At 65.6% G+C, this 22,752-nt stretch carries 21 protein-coding genes; 10 read left to right on the forward strand and 11 right to left on the reverse strand.

What is annotated here, in order from left to right:
• Nucleotides 1–69: 69 nt before the first annotated feature.
• The 8 genes from ACFTOW_RS02875 to ACFTOW_RS02910 all read left to right on the forward strand — a co-directional run bounded on the left by ACFTOW_RS02875 (nucleotide 70) and on the right by ACFTOW_RS02910 (nucleotide 9,076).
• Nucleotides 70–954 (forward strand): ABC transporter permease, encoded by an 885-nt coding sequence (locus ACFTOW_RS02875; RefSeq protein WP_379912868.1) that lies wholly within the window; start codon nucleotides 70–72, stop codon nucleotides 952–954.
• On the forward strand, nucleotides 951–1,757 hold the full coding sequence (locus ACFTOW_RS02880; protein WP_379912870.1) for an ABC transporter permease: 807 nt from the start codon (nucleotides 951–953) through the stop codon (nucleotides 1,755–1,757). The genes ACFTOW_RS02875 and ACFTOW_RS02880 overlap by 4 nt, the downstream gene beginning before the upstream one ends.
• A 107-nt stretch (nucleotides 1,758–1,864) precedes the next feature.
• Nucleotides 1,865–3,214, forward strand: coding sequence for a glutamine synthetase family protein (locus tag ACFTOW_RS02885; RefSeq protein WP_379912872.1), 1,350 nt, complete (start codon nucleotides 1,865–1,867; stop codon nucleotides 3,212–3,214).
• A gap of 65 nt (nucleotides 3,215–3,279) precedes the next feature.
• Nucleotides 3,280–3,987 (forward strand): type 1 glutamine amidotransferase, encoded by a 708-nt coding sequence (locus tag ACFTOW_RS02890; RefSeq protein ID WP_379912874.1) that lies wholly within the window; start codon nucleotides 3,280–3,282, stop codon nucleotides 3,985–3,987.
• The gene (locus tag ACFTOW_RS02895; RefSeq protein ID WP_379912876.1) at nucleotides 3,984–5,348 is read left to right on the forward strand and encodes a glutamine synthetase family protein; all 1,365 of its coding nucleotides are present in this window, start codon (nucleotides 3,984–3,986) and stop codon (nucleotides 5,346–5,348) included. Before ACFTOW_RS02890 ends, ACFTOW_RS02895 begins: the two co-directional genes overlap by 4 nt.
• Nucleotides 5,349–5,484: 136 nt before the next feature.
• The gene (locus tag ACFTOW_RS02900; RefSeq protein WP_379912878.1) at nucleotides 5,485–6,789 is read left to right on the forward strand and encodes an NAD(P)/FAD-dependent oxidoreductase; all 1,305 of its coding nucleotides are present in this window, start codon (nucleotides 5,485–5,487) and stop codon (nucleotides 6,787–6,789) included.
• A gap of 123 nt (nucleotides 6,790–6,912) precedes the next feature.
• Complete coding sequence (locus ACFTOW_RS02905) at nucleotides 6,913–8,112, forward strand: DegT/DnrJ/EryC1/StrS family aminotransferase (RefSeq protein WP_379912880.1); 1,200 nt, start codon at nucleotides 6,913–6,915, stop codon at nucleotides 8,110–8,112.
• A 61-nt stretch (nucleotides 8,113–8,173) separates the two neighbouring features.
• A complete protein-coding gene (locus tag ACFTOW_RS02910; protein WP_379912882.1) occupies nucleotides 8,174–9,076 on the forward strand; it encodes an aminotransferase class IV in 903 nt (300 codons plus the stop codon).
• Between the two features lie 6 nt (nucleotides 9,077–9,082).
• Here ACFTOW_RS02910 and ACFTOW_RS02915 read toward each other — a convergent pair whose 3' ends face one another.
• The 5 genes from ACFTOW_RS02915 to ACFTOW_RS02935 all read right to left on the reverse strand — a co-directional run bounded on the left by ACFTOW_RS02915 (nucleotide 9,083) and on the right by ACFTOW_RS02935 (nucleotide 13,900).
• Nucleotides 9,083–9,823 carry a YkgJ family cysteine cluster protein gene (locus tag ACFTOW_RS02915; RefSeq protein WP_379912884.1) on the reverse strand — a complete coding sequence of 247 codons (741 nt, stop codon included), beginning with the start codon at nucleotides 9,821–9,823 and terminating at the stop codon, nucleotides 9,083–9,085.
• A gap of 18 nt (nucleotides 9,824–9,841) precedes the next feature.
• Entirely contained in the window at nucleotides 9,842–10,807 is a 966-nt protein-coding gene (locus tag ACFTOW_RS02920) for a LysR family transcriptional regulator (protein WP_379912886.1), read from the reverse strand.
• A 6-nt stretch (nucleotides 10,808–10,813) separates the two neighbouring features.
• Nucleotides 10,814–11,386 (reverse strand): polyhydroxyalkanoate synthesis repressor PhaR, encoded by a 573-nt coding sequence (gene phaR, locus ACFTOW_RS02925; protein ID WP_379912888.1) that lies wholly within the window; start codon nucleotides 11,384–11,386, stop codon nucleotides 10,814–10,816.
• 140 nt (nucleotides 11,387–11,526) lie between these two features.
• A complete protein-coding gene (locus ACFTOW_RS02930; RefSeq protein WP_379912890.1) occupies nucleotides 11,527–11,973 on the reverse strand; it encodes a phasin family protein in 447 nt (148 codons plus the stop codon).
• Between the two features lie 133 nt (nucleotides 11,974–12,106).
• The gene (locus ACFTOW_RS02935) at nucleotides 12,107–13,900 is read right to left on the reverse strand and encodes a PHA/PHB synthase family protein (protein WP_379912892.1); all 1,794 of its coding nucleotides are present in this window, start codon (nucleotides 13,898–13,900) and stop codon (nucleotides 12,107–12,109) included.
• Nucleotides 13,901–14,012: 112 nt separating this feature from the next.
• Here ACFTOW_RS02935 and phaZ point away from each other — a divergent pair, with 112 nt between their 5' ends.
• Nucleotides 14,013–15,305 (forward strand): polyhydroxyalkanoate depolymerase, encoded by a 1,293-nt coding sequence (phaZ, locus tag ACFTOW_RS02940; protein WP_379913254.1) that lies wholly within the window; start codon nucleotides 14,013–14,015, stop codon nucleotides 15,303–15,305.
• A 94-nt stretch (nucleotides 15,306–15,399) separates the two neighbouring features.
• Here phaZ and ACFTOW_RS02945 read toward each other — a convergent pair whose 3' ends face one another.
• The 6 genes from ACFTOW_RS02945 to ACFTOW_RS02970 all read right to left on the reverse strand — a co-directional run bounded on the left by ACFTOW_RS02945 (nucleotide 15,400) and on the right by ACFTOW_RS02970 (nucleotide 20,627).
• Nucleotides 15,400–15,630 carry a hypothetical protein gene (locus ACFTOW_RS02945; protein ID WP_379912894.1) on the reverse strand — a complete coding sequence of 77 codons (231 nt, stop codon included), beginning with the start codon at nucleotides 15,628–15,630 and terminating at the stop codon, nucleotides 15,400–15,402.
• A complete protein-coding gene (locus ACFTOW_RS02950) occupies nucleotides 15,620–17,008 on the reverse strand; it encodes a citrate lyase subunit alpha (RefSeq protein WP_379912896.1) in 1,389 nt (462 codons plus the stop codon). Before ACFTOW_RS02950 ends, ACFTOW_RS02945 begins: the two co-directional genes overlap by 11 nt.
• The gene (locus ACFTOW_RS02955; RefSeq protein WP_379912898.1) at nucleotides 17,005–17,715 is read right to left on the reverse strand and encodes an alpha/beta fold hydrolase; all 711 of its coding nucleotides are present in this window, start codon (nucleotides 17,713–17,715) and stop codon (nucleotides 17,005–17,007) included. Before ACFTOW_RS02955 ends, ACFTOW_RS02950 begins: the two co-directional genes overlap by 4 nt.
• On the reverse strand, nucleotides 17,715–18,476 hold the full coding sequence (locus tag ACFTOW_RS02960) for an alpha/beta fold hydrolase (RefSeq protein ID WP_379912900.1): 762 nt from the start codon (nucleotides 18,474–18,476) through the stop codon (nucleotides 17,715–17,717). The genes ACFTOW_RS02955 and ACFTOW_RS02960 overlap by 1 nt, the downstream gene beginning before the upstream one ends.
• Nucleotides 18,477–18,479: 3 nt before the next feature.
• A complete protein-coding gene (locus ACFTOW_RS02965; protein ID WP_379912902.1) occupies nucleotides 18,480–19,295 on the reverse strand; it encodes a creatininase family protein in 816 nt (271 codons plus the stop codon).
• Between the two features lie 78 nt (nucleotides 19,296–19,373).
• On the reverse strand, nucleotides 19,374–20,627 hold the full coding sequence (locus ACFTOW_RS02970) for an MFS transporter (RefSeq protein ID WP_379912904.1): 1,254 nt from the start codon (nucleotides 20,625–20,627) through the stop codon (nucleotides 19,374–19,376).
• 129 nt (nucleotides 20,628–20,756) lie between these two features.
• Between ACFTOW_RS02970 and thrS the strand changes: the two genes are divergently transcribed.
• A complete protein-coding gene (gene thrS, locus ACFTOW_RS02975; protein WP_379912906.1) occupies nucleotides 20,757–22,703 on the forward strand; it encodes a threonine--tRNA ligase in 1,947 nt (648 codons plus the stop codon).
• The last annotated feature ends 49 nt before the right edge of the window (nucleotides 22,704–22,752 follow it).

Genomic DNA, 22,752 nt, shown 5'->3' on the forward strand with positions numbered 1-22,752 from the left:
CTACCCGCACCGCCCCCGTAGGATGGGCATTCCGCCAACCTTTCCGCGCCCTTGCCAGGACCTGCCGCCATGTTCAGCTTTTGCACAGACCCGGCCACGCTGAACGATCTGCGATGGATGGCCTGCTACCTGACCACGGGCAAGCACATGGCGTTCTACTGGTCCTTCGGCACGGTGCTGCTGCTGCTGGCGATCACCGCGCCATCGGCCCTGCTGTTCGGCTTTGGCGGGGCGGCGGCGGCACGCTCGCGCATCTTGCCGGTGTCGTGGCTGGGCAAGGGCTATATCTCGGTCGTGCGCGGCGTGCCCGACATCGCGTTCTTCCTGTTTTTCGTGATCGCGCTGGATCAGGGGTTCGAATACCTGCGCCACCAGTGGATGTGCCCCGACTGGGGTCAGCCGATCCGCCAGGGCAACGATTTCATCGTCTGCGCGCAGGCCAAGCTGCCGCGGGGCAACTCGCCCCAGATCTGGCACGAGATCTATGGCTTCTTCCTTGCCGTCCTGACATTCGCCATCGTGTTCGGTGCCTTTGCCGCCAACGTGCTGTTCGGGGCCATGCGCGCCGTGCCCCATGACCAGCTTGAAACCGCCGCCGCCTATGGCATGACCCCGCGCCAGACCTTCTGGCGCATCCTTGTGCCGCAGATGTGGGTCTTTGCCCTGCCCGGCCTTGGCAACCTGTGGATGGTGCTGATCAAGGCCACACCGCTGCTGTTTCTGCTGGGGGTGCAGGACATCGTCTATTGGGCGCGCGAACTGGGCGGCACCAAGACGCCGCGCTTTACTGATTACCCCCATGGTGACTGGCGCATGTGGTACTTTGGCGCGCTGCTGGTGTTCTACCTGTGCTTCACCCGCGTGTCCGAACTGGTGCTGGAGCGCCTGATGCGCAAGCTGACCCATGGTCAGGCCACACTGGGTGGTGAAGCACAAAGAAGGCTCGCGGCATGAGCTGCTGGGACACCATCGCCGATTACGCCCTGCGCAGCGTCGGCATCGGCGAGCGGCTGCTGCCGCGCACCGATTTCACCCTGTGCCAGCAGTTCACGCTGATCGGCTCGGGCCTGATCTGGAACGTGTATTTCGGCGTCGTGGCACTGGCCTCGGGGTTCTTTCTGGCCACCGCGCTGGCGATGGGCAAGGCCTCGCAGAACCGCATCCTGCGCACGCTGTCGGAATGGGTGATCTTCGTGTTTCGCGGCTCGCCCTTGTTCATCCAGTTCTTCTTTGCCTATTTCCTGTTCCTGTCGCTGAAAAACGCGGTGCCGTTCTTTACCCCGCTCAGCAGCGCCTGGGCCGGGGCGCTGGTGGTGCTGTTTCTCAACACCGCCGCCTATTCCGGCGAGATATTCTATGGCGCGCTGCAATCGGTGCCGCGCGGCGAGACCGAGGCCGCCGACGCCTATGGCTTTTCGGGCTGGAAAAAGTTTCGCCACATCACCTGGCCCACCATGCTGCGGCTGGCCTGGCCCGCCTACACGAACGAGGCGATATTCCTGTTCCATGCCACCACGCTGGTGTTTTTCAGCGGCTTTCCCGCGCAGGGCCAGCAGGGTGACGCACTGTATTACGCCAGCTATTTCGCCGACAAGACCTTCAACCCCTTCGTGCCCTATCCGATTCTTGCGGGCTATTTCATCCTGCTGACGCTGGGCATCATCGGGCTGTTCGGGGTGATCAACCGGCGGCTGAACCGGCACCTCCCGCAAGAGCAGCGCCGCCGCCTGAAACTGCGCCCAAACCTTTTGCGTTGACAGGCGCGCGCCCGGACGAAAACCGCAAATCCTGCGATTTGCCTTGATTTCCGGGCGGTTTGGGCGGTATCCAACATTTGATCAAATTATCCTGACGGCGTTTCCACATGACGACTCTTCCACCAAAAGACTGGCTGCACGCGAATCCGCAGGTGCGCACGATCCGCGTGGCCGCCTCCGACCTTAATGGCCAGCCGCGCGGCAAACGCGTGCCCACCCGCTTTGCCCACAAGGTGGTCGAGGATGGCACGCGCTTTCCGCTGTCCGCGCTGAACCTCGATATCTGGGGCGAGGATATCGACGACAGCCCGCTGGTATTCGAGACCGGCGATGCCGATGGCGTGCTGCGCCCGACCGAGCGTGGCTTCATGCCGATGCCGTGGTTGTCGGCGCCCACCGGCCTGCTGCCGATCTGGATGTTTCACGAGGATGGCCGCCCCTTCGACGGCGATCCACGCCACGCCCTGCGCGCGGTGGTTGACCGCTACAAGGCGCTGGGGCTGACCCCGGTGGTCGCGGTCGAGCTTGAGTTCTTTCTGATCGACGACAGCGGCAAGTCGTTGCAGGTGCCGCTGTCGCCGCGCTCGGGCAAGCGGCGCAAGGCGGCCGAGATCCTGTCGATCCGCGCACTGGATGCGTTCGACCAGTTCTTCACCGACCTTTACGACGCCTGCGAGGCGATGGACATTCCCGCCGACACCGCCATTTCCGAGGCCGGTCTGGGCCAGTTCGAAATCAACCTGATGCATCAGGACGACGCCCTGCGCGCCGCCGACGATGCCTGGCTGTTCAAGATGCTGGTCAAGGGTCTGGCGCGCAGCCACGGCTTTGCCGCGTCCTTCATGGCCAAACCCTACGAGGATTACGCCGGGTCCGGCCTGCATGTGCATTTCTCGGTGCTGGACAAGGACGGCAGGAACATCTTTGACGATGGCGGTCCCAAGGGCACCGACGTGCTGCGCCATGCCATCGCGGGCTGCCTGACCGCGCTGCCCGACAGCATGCTGATCTTTGCACCGCACGCAAACAGCTATGACCGGCTGGTGCCGGACAACCACGCGCCCACCGGCATCGCCTGGGCCTATGAAAACCGCACCGCCGCCATTCGCGTGCCCGCCGGTGCCTCGGCGGCCCGCCGGATCGAACACCGCGTGGCCGGGGGTGACGTGAACCCCTATCTGCATCTGGCCGCCGTGCTGGGGGCCGCCCTGACCGGGATCGAGGACAAGGTCGAGCCACCCGCACCGATCACCGGCAGCGCCTATGCGCTCGACCTGCCGCAGGTGCCCAACACCTGGGCCGATGCGATCACGGCGTTTGACACAAGCGACCGGATCAAGCGCATTTTCGCGCCTATGCTGATCCAGAACCTGCTGATGACCAAGCGACAGGAAATGCACTACATGGCCGAACTGACCCCGCAGGAACAGGTGGAGATTTACCTCGACACGGTCTGAGGCGGGCCTTGCCCGCCTGCCCCACACCGCGCTACCCTGCAACCGACCAACCCAATTGGTGATCCATGAAAATCGGCATCCTGCAAACCGGCCACGCCCCTGACCAGATCAGGGACAGCATCGGCGACTATGAAGATATGTTCCAGCACCTGCTGGCGGCACATGGCTTTGACTTTGAAACCTGGAACGTCGTCGATGGCGCGTTCCCCCCGGGGCCAGAGGCCTGCGACGGCTGGCTGATCACCGGCTCGAAACACGGCGCATACGAGGATCACCCGTGGATCCCCCCGCTCGAGGTGCTGATCCGGGCGATCCGCGATACGGCCCGTCCGCTGGTGGGCGTGTGTTTCGGCCATCAGATCATCGCGCAGGCCCTTGGCGGCCGGGTCGAGAAATTCGCCGGCGGCTGGGCCATCGGCCCGCAGGCCTATGACCTGGCGGACGGCGGGCAGATCACCCTGAACGCGTGGCATCAGGATCAGGTGACCGCCCTGCCACCCGGCGCAAAGGTCATGGCGCATAACGATTTCTGCGCCAATGCCGCGCTGACCATCGGCGACAGCATCCTGACCGTGCAGGCCCACCCCGAGTTTGGCCGCGACGTGATCGACGGGCTGTTGACCCATCGCGCTCACGGGGTCGTGCCCGACGCGCAGATCGCCACCGCAACAGCCGCGTTGGACACGCCCACGCAAGGCATGGACTTCGGCGTGCGGATGGCCGCGTTCTTTCGCCAGCACGCGACAGCATCCATGACGGAGGGCGCATCATGAGCGCCCCTTCGTGGACAGACAACCTGCCCGACGCCGCCCGCGCCTTTCTGGAAGGCCGCAGGCTGGACGAGGTCGAATGCATCATCTCGGACCTGCCGGGCATCGCGCGCGGCAAGGCCGTGCCCGCCACGAAATTCGGCCGGATGGAGTATTTCCACCTGCCCGACAGCATCTTCTACCAGACCATCACCGGCGACTGGGGCGAGGCGGCGGGCGACGAAGGCTTTATCGAGCGCGACATGATGCTCTATCCCGACATGAGCACCGCCAGCGCCGCGCCCTGGACCGCCGACTGGACCCTGCAGGTGATCCACGACGCCTATGACCGCAAGGGCCGCCCGATCCCGTTTTCGCCGCGCAACGTGCTCAAACGCGTGGTGGGGCTGTACAAGGCGCAGGGCTGGAAGCCGGTGATCGCACCCGAGATGGAATTCTACCTTGTCGCACGCAATCTGGACCCGGCCAAGAAGATCGAGCCGATGATGGGCCGCTCGGGCCGGCCCGCCGCCGCGCGTCAGGCCTATTCGATGTCGGCGGTGGATGAGTTCGGGCCCGTCATCGACGACATCTATGATTTCGCCGAGGCGCAGGGGTTCGAGATCGACGGCATTACCCAAGAGGGCGGCGCGGGGCAGCTGGAGATCAACCTGCGCCACGGCGACCCGGTGAAACTGGCCGACGAGGTGTTTTTCTTCAAACGCCTGATCCGCGAGGCCGCGTTGCGCCACGACTGCTTTGCCACCTTCATGGCCAAGCCGATCGCCGAGGAACCCGGCAGTGCGATGCATATCCATCACTCGATCCTGGATATCGAGACCGGGCAAAACATCTTTTCCGGTCCTGCCGGGGGCGAGACGGATGCGTTTTTCAACTTTCTGGGGGGCATGCAGAAACACCTGCCCGCGGCCATCGCGGTGATGGCGCCTTACGTGAACAGCTATCGCCGCTATGTGCGCGATCATGCAGCGCCGATCAATCTGGCCTGGGGCCGCGACAACCGCACCACCGGCATCCGCGTGCCGCTGTCGGGCCCCGACAGCCGCCGGATCGAGAACCGGCTGGCGGGGATGGATTGCAACCCCTACCTGGGCATCGCGGCCAGCCTGGCCTGCGGCTATCTGGGACTGATGAACGAGGAATGGCCCGACAAGCAGTTCAAGGGCGACGCCTATGAAAGCGAAGAGGACATTCCGCGCGTGCTGGGTCAGGCGCTGGACATCTTTGAAGGCGCCACCGAGATGCACGAGGTGCTGGGGCCGGAGTTCGCCCGCGTCTATGCCATCGTGAAACGCGCCGAATACGAGGAATTCCTGCAGGTGATCAGCCCGTGGGAGCGCGAACACCTGCTGCTGAACGTATAGGCCCGGAGGGGTTTCGCCGCGCGATGCGCGGCGACCGTGTGGGGGGCCAGCCCCCCACACCGCAGGGACAAGTGGGGGGCCAGCCCCCCACTCCCCCCGGGATATTTGTCGAGAGAGGAAACCCGAAGGCGTTGTCTTGAACCTGCTGTATTCCAACGATCGCAAGGGCAAATACCCCGCAAGCTGGTACGCCGCCACGGCCCATGACGCGCCTTTGCGCCCCGCTTTGCAGGGCGAGGTGAAGGCCGATGTCTGCGTCGTCGGGGCCGGGTTTACCGGCCTGTCCACGGCGCTGCACCTGGCCGAACGCGGCGTGAATGTGGTGCTGCTCGAGGCGCATCGCGTGGGCTTTGGCGCGTCGGGGCGCAATGGCGGACAGTTGGGCAGCGGCCAGCGGCAGGATCAGGCGGCGCTGATCAAAATGGTTGGGCGCGACGACGCGCGGCATCTGTGGCGGCTGGGCGAAGAGGCCAAGCAGGTTGTGCGCGGGCTGATCGAAACGCACGGAATCGACTGCGATTACCGCCCCGGCGTGGCTTGGACCGGGTTTTCCGACCGCGAGACGCGCGATCTGCATGGCTATGCCGACCTGCTTGAACGGGAATACGGCTATACCCAGATCGAGCGGCTGGACGAGGATGCCTGCCACGCGCTCTGCCCCTCGCCCGCGTACAAGGGCGGGATCCTGGACATGGGGGCGGGGCATCTGCATCCGCTGAATTTCACGCTGGGGCTGGCGCGCGCCGCCGAGGCGGCGGGCGTGCGCATCTTTGAAGGCACCCATGTGCACGGGGTCGAGGACGGGCGCCCCGCGACCGTGCGCTGCGATCAGGGGCATGTGGTGGCCGAAACCGTCGTACTGGCCGCCAATGGCTATCTGGGCGGGCTGAACCGCAAGGTGGCGGCGCGGGTCATGCCGATCAACAACTTCGTGGTCGCGACCGAGCCTTTGGGAGACCGCGCGGCAGAGGTGCTGACCCGCGACGTGGCGGTGGCGGACAGCAAGTTCGTGGTGAACTACTTTCGCCTGACCCGCGACAAGCGGCTGCTGTTCGGCGGCGGCGAAAGCTATGGCGACCGCTTTCCTGCCGACATCGCCGCCAAGGTGCGCAAGCCGATGCTCGAGATCTTTCCCCATCTGGCGGATGTGCGGATCGATCACGCCTGGGGCGGCACGCTGGCCATCACGATGAAGCGCCTGCCCTACCTGGGCCAGGTGGGAAGCAGCGTGCTGTCGGCCTCGGGCTATTCGGGGCATGGCGTGGGGACCGCCACCCATGCCGGGATGCTGATGGCGCAGGCCATCATGGGCCGCAGTGCCGGATTCGACGCGATGGCGCGGCTGCCGGTGCCGCGGTTTCCGGGCGGGCCTGCGCTGCGCACGCCGCTGCTGACGCTGGCGATGACGTGGTTTTCCCTGCGCGACCGGCTGGGATTCTAAGGTTTTTGCGCAACAGCGTTGGGCCAAACCCTGCCTGTGACCATGCGCGCAGGCGGCCAGGGCTTGTTTTTCGATGCGATGTCTTTAGAAATCCTGAAAAGATCCTTCAGGAAAGCCGAAAACATGACATCTGCCCCCAACGTCTATGACGCCGAGCCGATCCCCCCCGCCGCCCGGGCCGAGATCGAGCGGCTGCTGAAATCTGGCGACCTGTTTCGCTATACCGCGCCCGCCGATGCGCCCGTGGCCTTGCTGGAGCGCGAGTTTGCCGACCTGCTGGGCGCGAAATACGCGCTGGCGGTGTCGTCCTGTTCGGCGGCGCTGTTTCTGTCGCTCAAGGCGCTGAACCTGCCACGCGGGGCGCGGGTGCTGATCCCGGCCTTCACCTTTGCCGCCGTGCCGTCCTCGATCGTGCATGCCGATTGCGAACCGGTGCTGTGCGAGGTGGGCGAGAATTACCGCATCGACCTGGCGGATTTCCACGCCAAGATCGCCACTGTCGATGCCGTGATGATCAGCCACATGCGCGGGCACACCAGCGACATGGATGCGATCATGGCCGCCGCACAGGCGCGCGGGCTGCCGGTGATCGAGGATGCGGCCCATTCGCTGGGCACGGTCTGGGACGGGCGCAACATCGGCACCATCGGGCAGATCGGCTGCTTCAGTTTCCAGTCCTACAAGCTGCTCAACAGCGGTGAAGGCGGCATCCTGATCACCGATGACCCGGATATCCTGGCCCGCGCGGTGATCATGTCGGGCGCGTATGAGCACAACTGGCGCAAGCACGGCACCGACCCCGCGTTGGAGGCGGCATTTGCCCGCCATCAGAACCGGTTTCCGCTGTATAACCTGCGGCTGGGCAACCTGTCTGCCGCCGTGGTGCGCGCGCAACTGGCCGAGGTGGCTCGCCGCGTGCGTGACGGTCGCCGCAACCACGACCACGTGGCGGCACAGCTGAACCTGAGCCCCTGGATCGTGGTGCCCGACAAGCTGGCAAAGGAGCAGCGCGCGCCGGATTCGATCCAGTTCAACCTGCTGGGCATGGATGACCACGAGGTGCGCGCCTTTGTCGAGGTCGCCGCCGCGCAGGGCATCAAGGTGCAGGTGTTCGGGCTGAGCACCGACAACGCGCGCGCCTACTGGAACTGGCAGTTCCTGTCCGATCTGCCCGATCTGCCACAGACCCGCGCGATGCTGATGCGCGCCTGCGACGTGCGCCTGCCCGCGCGACTGACGCCCGAGGATTGCGATTTCGTAGCCGATGTGCTGATCCGTGCGGCACAGGACATCAAGGGCAACCTGCGCGCCACGGGAACCTGAGCGCGCCGCTTGCCAAGCCGCCCCGCCCCGCCCATCCTGTACAAAACAGGAGGGACGGTTGATGACGGATTTATCCAAGGGGGCGGCATGGATGGCAGGGGACATCCTGCCCATCGGCGAGGCGAAGATGAGCGTGATGGATTGGGGCCTGACCCATTCCGACGTGACCTATGACGTGGTGCCGGTGTGGAAGGGCGGGTTCTTTCGTCTTGATGACTACATGGACCGCTTTCTGGAAAGCCTGTCCGCCATGCGGCTGGACCCGGGGCTGAGCCGCGCGCAGATGGTGGAGGCGCTGACCGACATGATGGCCGCCAGCGGATTGCAGGATGCCTATTGCGCCATGGTCTGTGCGCGCGGCGTTCCGCTGATCCCGGGCAGCCGTGATCCGCGCGAATGTGGCAACCACTTCTACGCCTGGTGCGTGCCTTACGTGCATGTGATCCCGTTCGAGGTGGCCGAGGCGGGGGCCAGCGCCCTGATCCCCGACAGCCCGCGCCGCATCCCGCAGGACAGCGTGAATCCGCGCGCCAAGAACTACCACTGGGGAGATTTCACCGACGGGCTGTTTCAGGCCAAGGAGCAGGGCTTCAACACCGTGATCCTGCTGGATCACGCGGGCAACGTGACCGAGGGGCCGGGGTTCAACGTCTTTGCCATCAAGGGCGACCGGGTGGTGACATCGGGTCATGGCGTGCTGGGGGGCATCACCCGCCGCACCGTGCTGGAAATGGTGGCCGAGCGCGGGATGACCCCCGAGGAACGCCCCCTGCCGCTGGAGGAATTCCTGGAGGCGGACGAGGTGTTCCTGTCCTCGTCGGGTGGCGGCGTGACGCCGGTGGTGCGCGTGGGGTACAGGGTGTTCGGCAACGGTGCGCCGGGGCCGGTGGCAAGCGCGCTGCGCAAGACCTATTTCGACTGGCTGGTTGCGCCCAAGTTCCGAACGGAAATAGCCTATGCGTGACCGGCTTCAGCCGCCGGTCAGCCGCTTGCGCTCGTCCTCCAGCATGCGGGGGGCGTGGCGGCTGGCGCGCAGCGCCTCGGTCAGGTCGGCCCCGTCCAGCGTGGCGCGGGCGAAGCGCGCCAGCGCATAGCTGGGCAGCGTCGCCACCCCGGCAAGGGCGGCGCGGGCCACGGACTGAACACTCAGCATCAGGCCCTGCGATCCCAGCACCGCAGCACCTGCAACCGGCTGGCCCATGGCGTTCGCCTCGCAGGCGCCCGCATCAGTGGAGAAATACGCCCGGCACAGCATCGGCCGCGCATCATAGGCGCGGCACATGCGGCTTTGCGGGTCGAGCACCGGGCAGGCATCGGGGTGCCATGCGCTGCCATCAGGCTGACCCCGCAACGCCACCAGCGCGGGATGCAGCGCGCGCGCCTCGGCCCCAAGGATGGTGCCACCGTCATCGCCGGGCAGCAGACAGCAGAACGCACAGCCCGGCGCGCAGGCGGCGCGCAGCAGGGCGTCGGGCGGGTTGGCCCCGATGCGCTGCAACTCGGCAGCAGCAATGGTGCGGGCGGCAGCCCCGGATTTCAGCGCGCGCAGCACCTCGTCGAACGGCACGCCCTGCGCGATGGCCGCATCCAGCCAGACCAGCAGCAGCGACCGCGCGCGCGCCTGCACCTCGCCGTGCAGGCGCAGCCCGTCAAGACGGGCGCGCAGGGTGGGCAGATCGCGGGGTTTGCCGCCTTGTTTTCGGGGGGCCATCAAGATGCTCCTGTCGGCTCAGTGAACGGTGATCACGTCGGCTATGAACGGATAGGCCGCAACCGCCGGGTCGATCACCCCGGTCTGCAGCAGCGGCTTGAGCTCGGCTGCCACGCGCGCCGGCATGTCCTGAAAAATACCCTTGCGGGCGGTCAGGGTGATGGTGCGCGACAGCGGCGCACAGGGCAGCGGCAGCACATCCAGCAGATCGGCATAGCGCCGTGCGCGCATCAGGGCCAGCGGCGTCAGGATGGTCCAGCCGACCCCCTGCCCCACCATGGCAAGGATCGCGTGATAGCTGTCCAGCTCGAACCGATACGACAGCGCCAGGTTCTGCCGCGCCAGATGCGCCGCGATCAGCCGCCCCATGTGGTGCCGGGTGGTGTACTGCACCATCGGCAGGACGCGAAGTTGCCGCAGAACATCGCGGTCGGGCCGGATCGCCCCGCGCGGCGCGGCGACGACGAACCCTTCGGTCAGGATGGGATGCAGTTCCATCCACTCGGCCTCGGCCCCCATTTCGGCGGCCACGATCATGTCCAGCGCGCGGGCGTCCAGCAGGTCATGCAGGTGATGGCTGGCCCCGGTTTCCAGCAGAAACTGGCTGCTTTTCAGATCTCCGGCCAGCGCGGTCAGCAGGCGGGGCGTCACATCGGCCTCGAAATCCTCGATCATGCCAAGGCGGAACCGCGTCAGGCTTGTCATGTCGGCCATCGCCAGTTCGGCGCGGGCCAGCGCGGCCTCGTTCAGGATCGCCCCCGCACGGCGGCGAAAGATCTCGCCCGCCGGGGTCAGCGACACGGGCCGCGTGTTGCGATGCAGCAGCGTGGTGCCGATCGCCCCTTCCAGATTGGTCAGTTGCTGGCTCACGGCCGAGGGGCTGGCCCCCAGCCGCCGGGCGGCGGCCGAGATGCTGCCCTCTTCGGCGGTGGCAACAAACACCTCGACCCCCCAAAGGGTGATCCGGCCGGGGCTGTCCACCATCGCCGGTTACTTGCCCATCTTGGTCAGTTTCGCCTGAAGCTCGGCCAGTTGCTTCTTGATGGTTTCCAGATCCTCGGGATCGTCCTGCGCGGGCTTGTCGCCCTTGGCGGGCGCGTCCTTTTCCGGGCCGCTCCACTGGTTCGACATGCCGCCGGTCATCGCCTTGAGAAAGGCCTGTTGCTGCGCCTGCAGCGCCTCGAACCCGGGCATCTGCGCCATCGGGTTCACCCGAACCATCTTTTCCATCATCTTCGACTGGCTGTCATGCAGCATCTCGAACGACGCCTGCAGGAAATGCGGCACGATCGACCCGGCCTGCGTGGTGTAGGAACGCACCAGATCGGTCAGCACATTGACCGGCAGCATCGTCTCGCCCCGGCTTTCGTGTTCGGCAATGATTTGAAGCAGATACTGGCGCGTCAGGTCGTCGCCGGATTTCAGATCGACGATCTGCACCTCGCGGCCTTCGCGGATGAAACCGGCGATATCTTCCAGCGTGACGTAATCGCTGGTTTCGGTGTTATAGAGCCTGCGGCTTGCATACCTTTTGATCAGCAGCGTTTTCTTCTCATCGGCCAATCCACGACCCTCCCAATGCAGCGGTGCAGAAAAAAGACTGTCACACCCCCGCGCAAAAAGAAAGGGCGGGCACGAGGCCCGCCCTTACCCTGCATCCATGAGGGAGGAGAAGAGGATGCAGTCAACGTATCAACGCGGCCTTACTTGGCAGCGGTGGCTTTCTTGGCGGCCGTGGTGGCCTCTTTGGTCATCTTCTGGACGTTGGCCGATGCTTCTTCGGTCAGGTCCTTGCCGGCGGCCATCATCAGTTCGACGGTGTCCATCTGGATCTTCTTGGCGATCTCGGCGAAGGCGGCCATGTTCTCGGCTGCCACTTCGGCCTGGGCCGATGCGAAATCGGTCATCGCCTTGGCGTAGTCCGCGGGCTCTGCCTTGGCTTTGCTCATCTCGGCCATCTTGGCGATGGTTTCCTTGGTCCACTTGGACGAAATCTCGGTCGACTTCTCGACGGCTTCCAGCGCAACGCCGGTCAGCTTTTCGTTCAGGGTCGCCTGCGTCTTGAACGCATCTTCCATCGCTTTGGTGTCGACGGGGAATGCGCCCATCATGTCTTTCATCATCGCGGTCATGTCTTGGGTCTTTGCCATGGTCTTGGTCCTCTTGGGGTCTGTACCGGGCCAGTCCCGGTGGTGTGTTTACTGAACACAATATGCATGCTGCAGTGCAGCATTTCAACCCCCGATGCTGCACTGCAGCGAAAAACTCCTTACCCTAGGGAAATCAAGGATTTTCCGCCCGCCGCACATAGGTTCCGGGGGCCGGACACAGCACCGGATGGGTCGAATCACCCGGCTCGCGCGCAGGAACCTTCTTGCCCGACCGCTTGCTCAGCCAGGTATCCCAGCGCGGCCACCACGACCCCTCGGTAAAGGTGGCGCCAGCCATCCAGTCCTCGGGCGGCAGGCTCATGTCGGTGTTGGTGTAATGGCCGTATTTCTTCTTGCTGGGCGGGTTGATGATCCCCGCGATATGGCCCGACTGCGACACGATGAAGGTGCGGTCCTTCGATCCCAGCTTCTGCGCCCCGCGATAGCTGGCCTTCCATGCGGCGATGTGATCGGTCTCGCAGGCGATGAAACAGACCGGCAGATCGACATCCTCGGACTGCAGCCGTGTGCCCATCAGATCGATCCCGCCATCGGCGAATTCGTTGCGCTGGCACAGGCCGCGCAGGTATTCCATCGCCATCCGGCCCGGCAGGTTGGTGCTGTCGCCGTTCCAGTACAGCAGGTCAAAGGCGGGCGGTGTTTCCCCCAGCATGTAGGACCGGATCGCCGGACCATAGATCAGGTCGTTCGAGCGCAGGAACGAGAACGTCCGCGACAGGATGAAACTGCGCAGGTATCCCTGCTCCACCACCTCCTTCTCGATCCCGTCGATGAAATCATCCTGCAGAAACGGCGTGAATTCACCCTGATCCGAGAAATCGGTCAACGTGGTAAAGAACGTCGCCGATTTCACCGAGGCATCGCCGCGCTGTTTCAGCAGCGACAGCACCATCGCCAAAGTGCTGCCCCCGATGCAATAGCCCACGGCATTGACCTGTTTCTGCCCGGTGATCTGCTTGATCTCGCGGAACGCGGCCAGATAGCCGTCTTCGATGTAATCCTCGATCCCGACATCGCGGTATGTCGCGTCGGGATTGACCCAGGACACCACGAAAAGGGTATAGCCCTGCTCGGTCAGCCATTTAATCAGGCTGTTCTGCTCTTTCAGATCCAGAATATAATACTTGTTGATCCACGGCGGAAAGATCACCAGCGGAATCGCGTGCACCTGCTCGGTTGCGGGCGCGAACTGGATCAACTCCAGCATGCGGTTGCGATAGACGACCTGCCCCGGCGTGGTGGCGATGTTCTCGCCCAGCTTGAAGGCATTCTCGTCCGACAGCCGCACCAGCATCTCGCCGCGGTTGGCCTCAAGATCGCTGACCAGGTTTTCCAGCCCCTTGACCAGGCTTTCGCCATCGGTCGCCACCGCGCGCTCCAGCGCGTCGGGGTTGGTGCCCAGGAAATTGGTCGGCGCCAGCATGTCGATGATCTGGGTCGAGAAGTATTCCAGCCGCTTGCGCTCGGTCTGGTCCAGATCCTCCAGATCGCCCACCGCGCTGCGGATCGCCTGCGCGTTCAGCATGTACTGCTGCTTGATGTAATTGAAATAGGGGTGCGTCTTCCACAGCGGGTTGGCAAAGCGGCGGTCGTCGGGGGTGTCATCCTCGGGCGCTTCCAGCTTGCCATGGGCCAGCACCTGCTGCGCCTCGATGAAATGCTTCACAGACTTGCCCCAGTATTCGACCTGCTGTTCAAAGATCCGCGCGGGGTTGTGCATCATTTCGTGCATGTAGGATTGCGTGGCCTTGGCCATCAGATCGGGGCCCGGACCGCTCAGCGTGGCATTGGCCGGATCGCGCTGCGTCATGGCCGCCACCAGTCGCTTCGACAACTCTTCGACCCGCGTCAGATTGGCGTTCAGCCGTTCCAGATTTTCACCAGTTTCATTGTCTTTGGTTGTCATATTAGCAAATACCCCGTATCTTTGCTGCTATGCAGCATGCAGTCGCCAAGGCGGAGGGGCACAGCGGCCAACATGCGTGGGCACCACGCCCGACAACATGGAGAGAATACTTATGCGCCACATGGCCAGTTACGACCTTATGGAAACCATGCGCAATACAAACCAATGGTTGGGTGCCTCCGCCCTGTCATTCGCATCCTACCCTATGTTCAGCATGGTGCCAAACCCCGCGCTGCAATGGATGGCCGCCTGGGGCGAAGTCACCGAACGCGCGTACAAGCGCATGGTGGTGAAACCCGACTGGGGCATCCGCACCTTCACCTGCGAGGATGGCAAGGATCATCTGGTCGATATCGAAACCGTGGTCGAAAAGCCCTTTGGCGACCTGCTGCACTTCAACATCGCAGGCCGCGCCGAACAGCCGCGCAAGATCCTTCTGGTGGCACCGATGTCGGGCCATTACGCCACGCTGTTGCGTGCAACGGTGAAATCCCTGATCGTCGACAACGAGGTGTATATCACCGACTGGCACAACGCCCGCGACATTCCGGTCAGCGCCGGAAAGTTCGATATCGAGGATTACACCCTCTATCTCGTCGATTTCATGAAGCATCTGGGCCCCGAGACCCATGTGGTCGCCGTGTGCCAGCCCGCGCCGCTGGCTTTGGCCGCCACCGCCTACCTGGCCGAGGAAGAGCCCGATGCCCAGCCCCGCACCCTGACCCTGATCGGCGGTCCGATCGACCCCGACGCCACCCCCACCGATGTCACCGATTTCGGCAACCGCGTCACCATGGGCCAGCTCGAGGAAACCATGATCCAGCGTGTCGGCTTTCGTCACAAGGGCGTCGGCCGCTCGGTCTATCCCGGCCTGCTGCAACTGACCTCGTTCATTTCCATGAACGCCGACCGCCACAGCCAGGCGTTCCAGGACCAGATCCACCGCGTCGCCCGGGGCGAGGCATCGGACAATGACGCGCACAACCGATTCTATGATGAATACCTTGCCGTGATGGACATGACGGCGGAATTCTACCTGACGACCGTGGACCGCATCTTCAAGAAGCGTGAAATCGCGCGCAACGTCTTTACCGTGGCGGGCAAGCAGGTCGATATCGGCAAGATCACCAAGGTGGCGGTGAAAACCGTGGAAGGGGCGAATGACGACATTTCCGCCCCCGGCCAATGCGTCGCCGCGCTGGACCTGTGCACCGGCCTGCCCGACAGCAAGAAGGCCAGCCACCTTGAACCCGGTGCCGGGCATTACGGCATATTCGCGGGCAAAAGCTGGCGCAACAACATCCGCCCGCTGGTGCTCGAGTTCATGAACGCCAACAGCGGCGCGCCAAAAGCGGACGCCAAACCCGCAAGCAAGCCCGCCAACAAGAACGCCGCCGCGAAGTAACCGCGGCGCGCCCGCCCCCTTCCTCTCTCTGAAAATATCCCGGGGGTGTGGGGGCTGGCCCCCACTCCTGCCCCTTCGGTGGGCAAACCCGCCGTTACTTTCTGCGCCCCCGCAGCCAGCGCCAGACCGGCACCACGTCCAGCGCGGCAACCGCCACGCCCAGCGGGAACATCCAGAATCCCAGCACCGGCAGAAACCCGAACACGCCGCCCAGCATCAGCAGCAGGCCCGCAACCAGCCTCAGCCCGGGCGGAATTTGGCGTCCTGCCCAAACCTGCGTGCGCCTCCGCATCCTGCGCAATCGCCCGCGCCAGTCATCCGCCATCCTGCGCCCTGACCTGATCGATCACCTGGCCATCGCGGTATTCGCAGACCGCCACCACCGGCCCGTCTTTGCGGCATCGGGGCGGCAGAGGCAGGCCCGCGCGCATCTCCTCCAGCGTGACCACCGGCAGGCCCGCCGCGCGGGCGCGGGCGGCCAGTTCGGGGCGCGCGGGGTTCACCGCCACGCCGGCTTCGGTCACCACCGCATCCACATCGCGGCCCGGCGTGGTCACGCAGGCCACGCGGTCGACGATCCGGCTGGCCCCGCGCGCCGCGCGGCGCGTGACGATCACGCACAGCCCCGCCCCCGCCGCGCAATCCGCATGTCCGCCCGATCCGCCCAAGATGCGCCCGTCGCTGCCCGTGGTCACGTTGACGTTGAACGCCAGATCGACCTCGGCCGCGCCCAGGATCACCGCATCCAGCGCGTTCACCACCGCATCCGCCCGGTCGGGATGGGCATAATCGCTGGCCGACATCGCCGTGTGGCCCGGATCGCGGCGCAGGCTCTCGACCGCCTCCAGATCGAAACACTGCACATCGCGCAGGCGCGCGAACAGCCTCGCCCGGTGCAGCGCCACCAGCGGCGCGGTGATCCCGCCGCTGGCAAAGCCGCCGGTGACGCCCGCCTGTGCCATCAGATCCCCCAACCGCGCCGCCACCGCCAGCGACACGCCCCCGGCTCCGGTCTGAAAGTTGAATCCGTCCCGCATCGCGCCCGAGCATGCCACCAGCTGCGCTGCCATGTCCGCGATGCGCATCCCGTCTGCATCTTCCGTGATGCGCGTGGTGCCGCTGGCAATGCCCGCCGCCGCGCCGATCCGGTCCAGCACGACCACCTGATCGACCTGAGCGCCGGGTATCGCGGGGGCCACCGGCAGCGTATCGACTAGACAATCGGTCACCGCGATCACATGGCGCGCATGGGCCGCGTCGGGCTGGGCATATCCCATCGGCCCAAAGGCCTGCGCGCCGCTCAACCCGGTCAGGTTGCCCGCCCGGTCTGCCATCGCCGCCGCGATCACCGCAATATCTGGCCGCGCGCGCCCGCTCTCGACGTCGCGCGCCCGCCCGCCGTGGGTTGTCAGCACCCCAGGCCGCGCCAACCCGCCCAGCGCGCCCGCCACCGGCCCCGCGATATAGGCCGTGCGCAGCCCCGCCACCACGCCGCGCGCAATCTGGCCTGCCAGCGGCGCATGAACCGGAAAGACCGAGCTTGGCATCACCTCCAGCGCGCCCACCCCCAGCGCCTCTGCCGCCGCCAAGGTGGCGTTCAGCACCCCGTCGCCATTGCGCAGATTATGGTGAAACGACAGCGCCTGCCCGTTGCACAGCCCCGCCGCCCGCAGGGCCCCGGCCAGATCGGGCGCAAGGATCACTGCAACACGAAGGGCTGGTTCAGCCAGCCGCGCAGCGCCTGCGTCACCGCCTCGGGCGCCTCGAGCGTGGGCAGATGACCCGCCTCTTCGATGATCTCGAGCCTGGCATAGGGGATCAGCTCGGCCATGAAACTGTGGCGCTTGGGCGGGGTCAGCCCGTCATGCGCGCCGCACAGCACCAGCACCGGCACCTTGCAGCGCCGCAGCGTGGGCTGCTGATCGCGGCGGCGTTGCAGCGCGCGCACCTGCCGGGCAAAGACATCCGGCCCCAGATCGGCGGCCATGGCCAGAAACGCGGTGGTCACCGCCAGCCGCCCCGGCCCGGGGGCCAGATACTCGGGGCGCATCATGTCGCGCAGCGCATCGTCCAGCCGACCGGCGCGGGCCTTGATCAGCAGCGGCTCGTAGGCGGCGGCGCTTTGCGGGGTCTCGGCCAGCGGGTTGGTGTCCATCAGCGCGATGCGCGTCACCCGGTCGGGCGCGCGGCGCAGGATCTCCATCGCGACGATGCCGCCCATGCTCAACCCCGCCAGCGCGAATTTCGCGGGCAGCGCATCTAGCAGGCTGCTGGCGATCTCCTCGACCCGCTCGCCTTGGGTGATCGGGGCCACGCTGACCACGCGCTCGCGCGACAGGTCGTTGATCTGCGCCGCGAACAGCCGCGCGTCACACATCATCCCGGGCAGCAGAACCAGCGGTTCGGGCATCAGCGCGCAGTCCCGGCGGCGATGACCTCGACCACCGAGCGCGTGATCAGGTCCAGACAGGCGGCATCGGAAAACCGGTGATCCGCGCCATCCACCAGCACCAGCCGCATGTCCGGCCCCTGCGCATGGTCCAGCAGGCGCAGCGCCACCGACATGTCCACATCGGCATCCGCCGTGCCTTGCAGGAATCGCACCGGAAACGGCAGCTCCAGCGGATCGCGCAACACCAGATGGTTGCGCCCGTCCTCGATCAGCCGCCGAGTAATCACATAGGGGCCATCGTCATACGCGCTGGGCAGTTCCACCCGGCCATCGCGTTCCAGGCTTTCCCGCTGCGCCGGATCGAACCCCGCCCACATGGAATCCTCGGTGAAATCCGGGGCCGCCGCGATGGTCACCAGCCCGGCCACCCGGTCGGGCATCGCCCGGCACACCAGCAGAGAGATCCACCCGCCCATGGATGACCCGACCAGAACCTGCGGCCCGTCGGTCAACGCGTTGACAACCGCGAGGGCATCAGCGGCCCAGTCGCCGATGCAGCCATCCTCGAACGCGCCGTCGCTGTCGCCGTGGCCGGAATAGTCGAACCGCAGAAACGCCCGGCCCTGCGCGCGCGCCCAGTCCTCAAGATGCACTGCCTTGGTGCCCTGCATGTCCGATTTGAACCCGCCCAGGAATACCACGCCGGGACCATCCCCGGCGGTCTGGTGACAGGCGATGCGCCGCCCCTGCGGCGTGGTCAGAAATGATGGCGCGCCCATGCCTTATCCTTTGCGAAAATCAACACCCTGCGTGCCGGCCCCGCGCAGGTCGCGCGGCGCGGCCCATGTCGCAGGGTCGGTGATCAGATCGGCCACCGCCCGCGCCCCTGCCTGCAACAGCCGCTCGCCCTTGTCCACACTGGACCGCGCGGGCGTGCCCGCCAACCCGTTGGCCGTCAAATGCGCGAAAGGCCGCCAGCGATAGCCGCTCTTGCCCGCTTTCAGAAACGCCGCCCCCTCGGCGGCCTGCGCGATCTGGCCCAGCTCGGACGTATCCACCAGATCGCCCTCGCAGGCCATCATCATGGATGTCTCGGCCTCGCCCGCGTGCATGACCCCGGCCTGATCCTCAAGGATGTCGGCATAGGCCCCGGCGGCCTCTTGCGGATAGGTCACGAAGACCAGCGTGGCCGGGCAGGTCGGGGCCAGTTCGTCGATGATCTGCTGGCAGGCGACGATGTTGCCGCCATGGCTGTTCGAGATCAGGATATCGCGAAACCCCGCCCGGGTGATCGCCGTGATCAGATCGGTCAGCAGCGCGCGAAAGGTGGCATGGCTGATGGTCAGCGTGCCGCCGAAGGGCATGTGATGCTCGCTCAGCCCCGACCAGACCACCGGGGCGACGACCACGGGCCGGGTGTCATAGGCCAGCCGCGCCGCACGATGTGCAATCTCGTGCCCCAGCCGCGTGTCGGTCATCGTCGGCAGATGCGGGCCGTGCTGCTCGATCGAGGCGACGGGCAGGATCACCACCGCATTCTGCTCGGCCAGCCTGCGCAGCTCATGCGCCTTCAGACGCGCCCAATCGGTTTCCGGCATGACCACCCCCTGTTGATTTGCGCCCATACTGCATGTGCGCGCGCGGGGTGCAATCCACCTATGAAGCCTGCGCTCGCGTCAGGGCTTTTCGACTTCGTGCAGGCCAAGCGCCCATAGCCCGCCCGCGACGGACAGTGCGGCAAATACCAGCAACACGACGGGTGCCCCGACAAAGGACAGCGCCCCGCCCAGCGCGCCGACCAGCAGCAACAGCACACCGATCACCGTGTTGGCCAGCGCGGCATAGGCGGCGCGCCCGTCCTCGGGGGCCATGTCGACCAGATAGGTGGATCGCCCCTGCCGCACCCCGTGATAGGCGATCATCTGCACGAACAGCACGCCCGGAATGGCCCAGCCCCCGGCCAGTCCGGCCCGGTCCAGCCCGACCGCGCCCAGCATGGCACCCGCCGCCACCAGCCCCGACAGGATCAGCACCAGCCGCGACGACCGGTCCGACAGCCGCCCCCAGACATAAGACGACAGGAACGCCGCCGCACTCGACGCCAGCACCAGCCCGCCCAACTGGTCCAAGCCTCCGGCCCCGGCCTGCCCCGCGATCACCACGAAATAGGGCGGGGCCAGTGCCGTCACCACAAGCAAGCCGCGCACCACGATGAAGCGGCGCAACTGCGCATCGCGGCGCAGGATCGACAGGTATTCGGGCCGCGCGCCGGGGGCCTGCACATCGCTGTCGGGTTCGGACAGGCGCGACAGCACCGCCGCCGCCGCCAGCCACAGCAGCCCTGCCAGCGCCACCGCCCAGATCACCGCGACCTGATCCTGCATCAGCCCCGACAGCAGCAGCAGCGCAAACACGAACACCCCCGCCGCCGACACCGACCCGGCAAAGCCCGTCACCGATCCGCGCCGGGTGTTGCCCACGGTCTTGCCCAGAATGTCCTTGTGGCTGACCGAACAGGCCGCCCGCGCCACCGCCAGCACCGCCAATGCGGCACACACCGCCAGCCCCGCCTGCCAGCCCTGCAGCATCGCCACCGCCAGCGCAATGACGATCGCCGCCAACCCCTGCACAGCCGAGCCTGCCACCCACATCCAGCGCCGTTGCGCCATCCGGCCCAGCACCGCCGCCAGCCCCAGTTGCGGCAGCAGCGCGCCCGCCTCGCGGATCGGCACCAGCGCACCGACAAAGACCGCAGGCGCGCCCAAGCCAGTCAGCAGCCAGCTCAACACCAGCTTGGGGTCGATCAGCCCGTCGCTCAGCTTGCTCAGGCTCAACGCCGCCATGTGGCGCAACCCGTTGCGCGCCTCTTGCGCATCCTCGGGCTCGCCCGCCAGCGCCTCGAAAGTCTTTTCGGTGCTATCTTCCGTCATGCGACCAATCTTAGCCCGCCGGACGCGGCTTGCCACGCTTGACTTTGCCGGCCCGCACGCGCACACACCGCGCGAACCAATACCCGCAACCGGGCGTTCCGTGGGCGCCAAACCGACGAGGAGGCCGATATGGCACAGATCACCCTCACCCTTCCCGATGGCAATGCGCGCAGCTATCCCGCCGGGATCACCCCCGCCGAGGTCGCCGCCGACATCTCGAAATCGCTGGGCAAGAAGGCGATCAGCGCCACGGTGGACAGCCGCCACTGGGATCTGCAATGGCCGATCGAGGCCGATGCACAGATCGCCATCCACACCATGCAGGACGCAGCACAGGCCAACGAGCTGATCCGTCACGATCTGGCCCATGTCATGGCCCGCGCGGTGCAGGAAATCTGGCCCGACGTACGCGTCACCATCGGCCCCGTCATCGACAACGGCTGGTACTACGATTTCGACCGGACCGAGCCCTTCACCCCCGAAGACCTGGGCGCCATCGAGAAAAAGATGCGCGAGATCATCGCCGCCCGCGACCCGGTGACCACCGAGGTGTGGGAGCGTGACCGCGCCATCGCGCATTACACCGCCAACAACGAACCCTACAAGGTCGAGCTGATCGAGGCCATTCCGGGCGACGAACCGCTGCGCATGTATTGGCACGGGCACTGGCAGGATCTGTGCCGCGGCCCGCATCTGCAACACACCGGGCAACTGCCCGCCGACGCGTTCAAGCTGATGTCGGTCGCCGGTGCCTACTGGCGCGGTGACAGCAGCCGCGCGATGCTGCAACGCATCTACGGTGTGGCGTTCCAGAACCGGGACGCGCTCAAGGCGCATCTGCACATGCTGGAAGAGGCGGCGAAACGCGACCACCGCAAGCTGGGCCGCGAAATGCACCTGTTCCACATGCAGGAGGAAGCCCCCGGTCAGATCTTCTGGCACCCCAACGGCTGGACCATCTACACCACGCTGCAGGATTACATGCGCCGCAAGCAGACCCGCGACGGCTATGTCGAGGTGAACACGCCCCAAGTGGTGAACCGCAAGCTGTGGGAGGAGTCGGGCCACTGGGAAAACTACCAGGAAAACATGTTCATCGTCGAGGTCGACGAGGATCACGCCCGCGAAAAGACCATCAACGCGCTGAAACCGATGAACTGCCCCTGCCATGTGCAGGTGTTCAACCATGGCCTGAAATCCTATCGTGACCTGCCGTTGCGCATGGCCGAATTCGGCTCTTGCAACCGATACGAGCCCTCGGGCGCGCTGCACGGGATCATGCGCGTGCGCGGCTTTACCCAGGATGACGCGCATATCTTCTGCACCGATGACCAGATCGAGGCCGAGACCAAGAAATTCATCGACTTTCTGGCCGGCATCTATGCCGATCTGGGCTTTCACAACTGGACCATCAAACTGTCCACGCGCCCCGAAAAGCGCGTCGGCAGCGACGAAAGCTGGGACCGGGTCGAGGCCGCGTTGGGCGATGCCTGCAAGGCCGCCGGATACGACTATGCGGTTCAGGAAGGCGAAGGCGCGTTCTATGGCCCCAAGCTGGAATTCGTGCTGACCGATGCCATCGGGCGCGACTGGCAATGCGGCACGCTGCAGGTCGATCCTAACCTGCCCGAGCGTCTGGATGCATCCTATATCGGGCAGGACGGTGCCAAGCACCGCCCCGTCATGCTGCACCGCGCGGTTCTGGGCAGTTTCGAGCGGTTCATCGGCATCCTGATCGAGGAACACGCAGGCAAGCTGCCGTTCTGGCTGGCCCCGCGTCAGGTGGTCGTCGCCTCGATCATATCGGATGCGGATGACTATTGCCGTCAGGTCGTGGACACCCTGCGAGCCGCAGGTATCCGGGCCGAGGCCGACCTGCGCAATGAAAAGATCAACTACAAGATCCGCGAGCATTCCGTGGGCAAGGTTCCGGTGATCCTGGCCTGCGGCATGAAGGAAATCGACGAAGGCACCGTATCCGTTCGCCGTCTGGGCGAGCAGAAGACGACTGTTACACCGTTGACGGATGTCGTGAACGCGCTGAAGGTCGAGGCTACCCCGCCCGATCTTCTGTAACAATCTGCGCCAATCTGTCGCGGCCCGCTGGTGATCCTCACGGCGGGCC

Source organism: Lacimonas salitolerans (genome assembly GCF_042677865.1).
GTDB classification, from domain to species: Bacteria; Pseudomonadota; Alphaproteobacteria; order Rhodobacterales; family Rhodobacteraceae; genus Lutimaribacter; species Lutimaribacter salitolerans.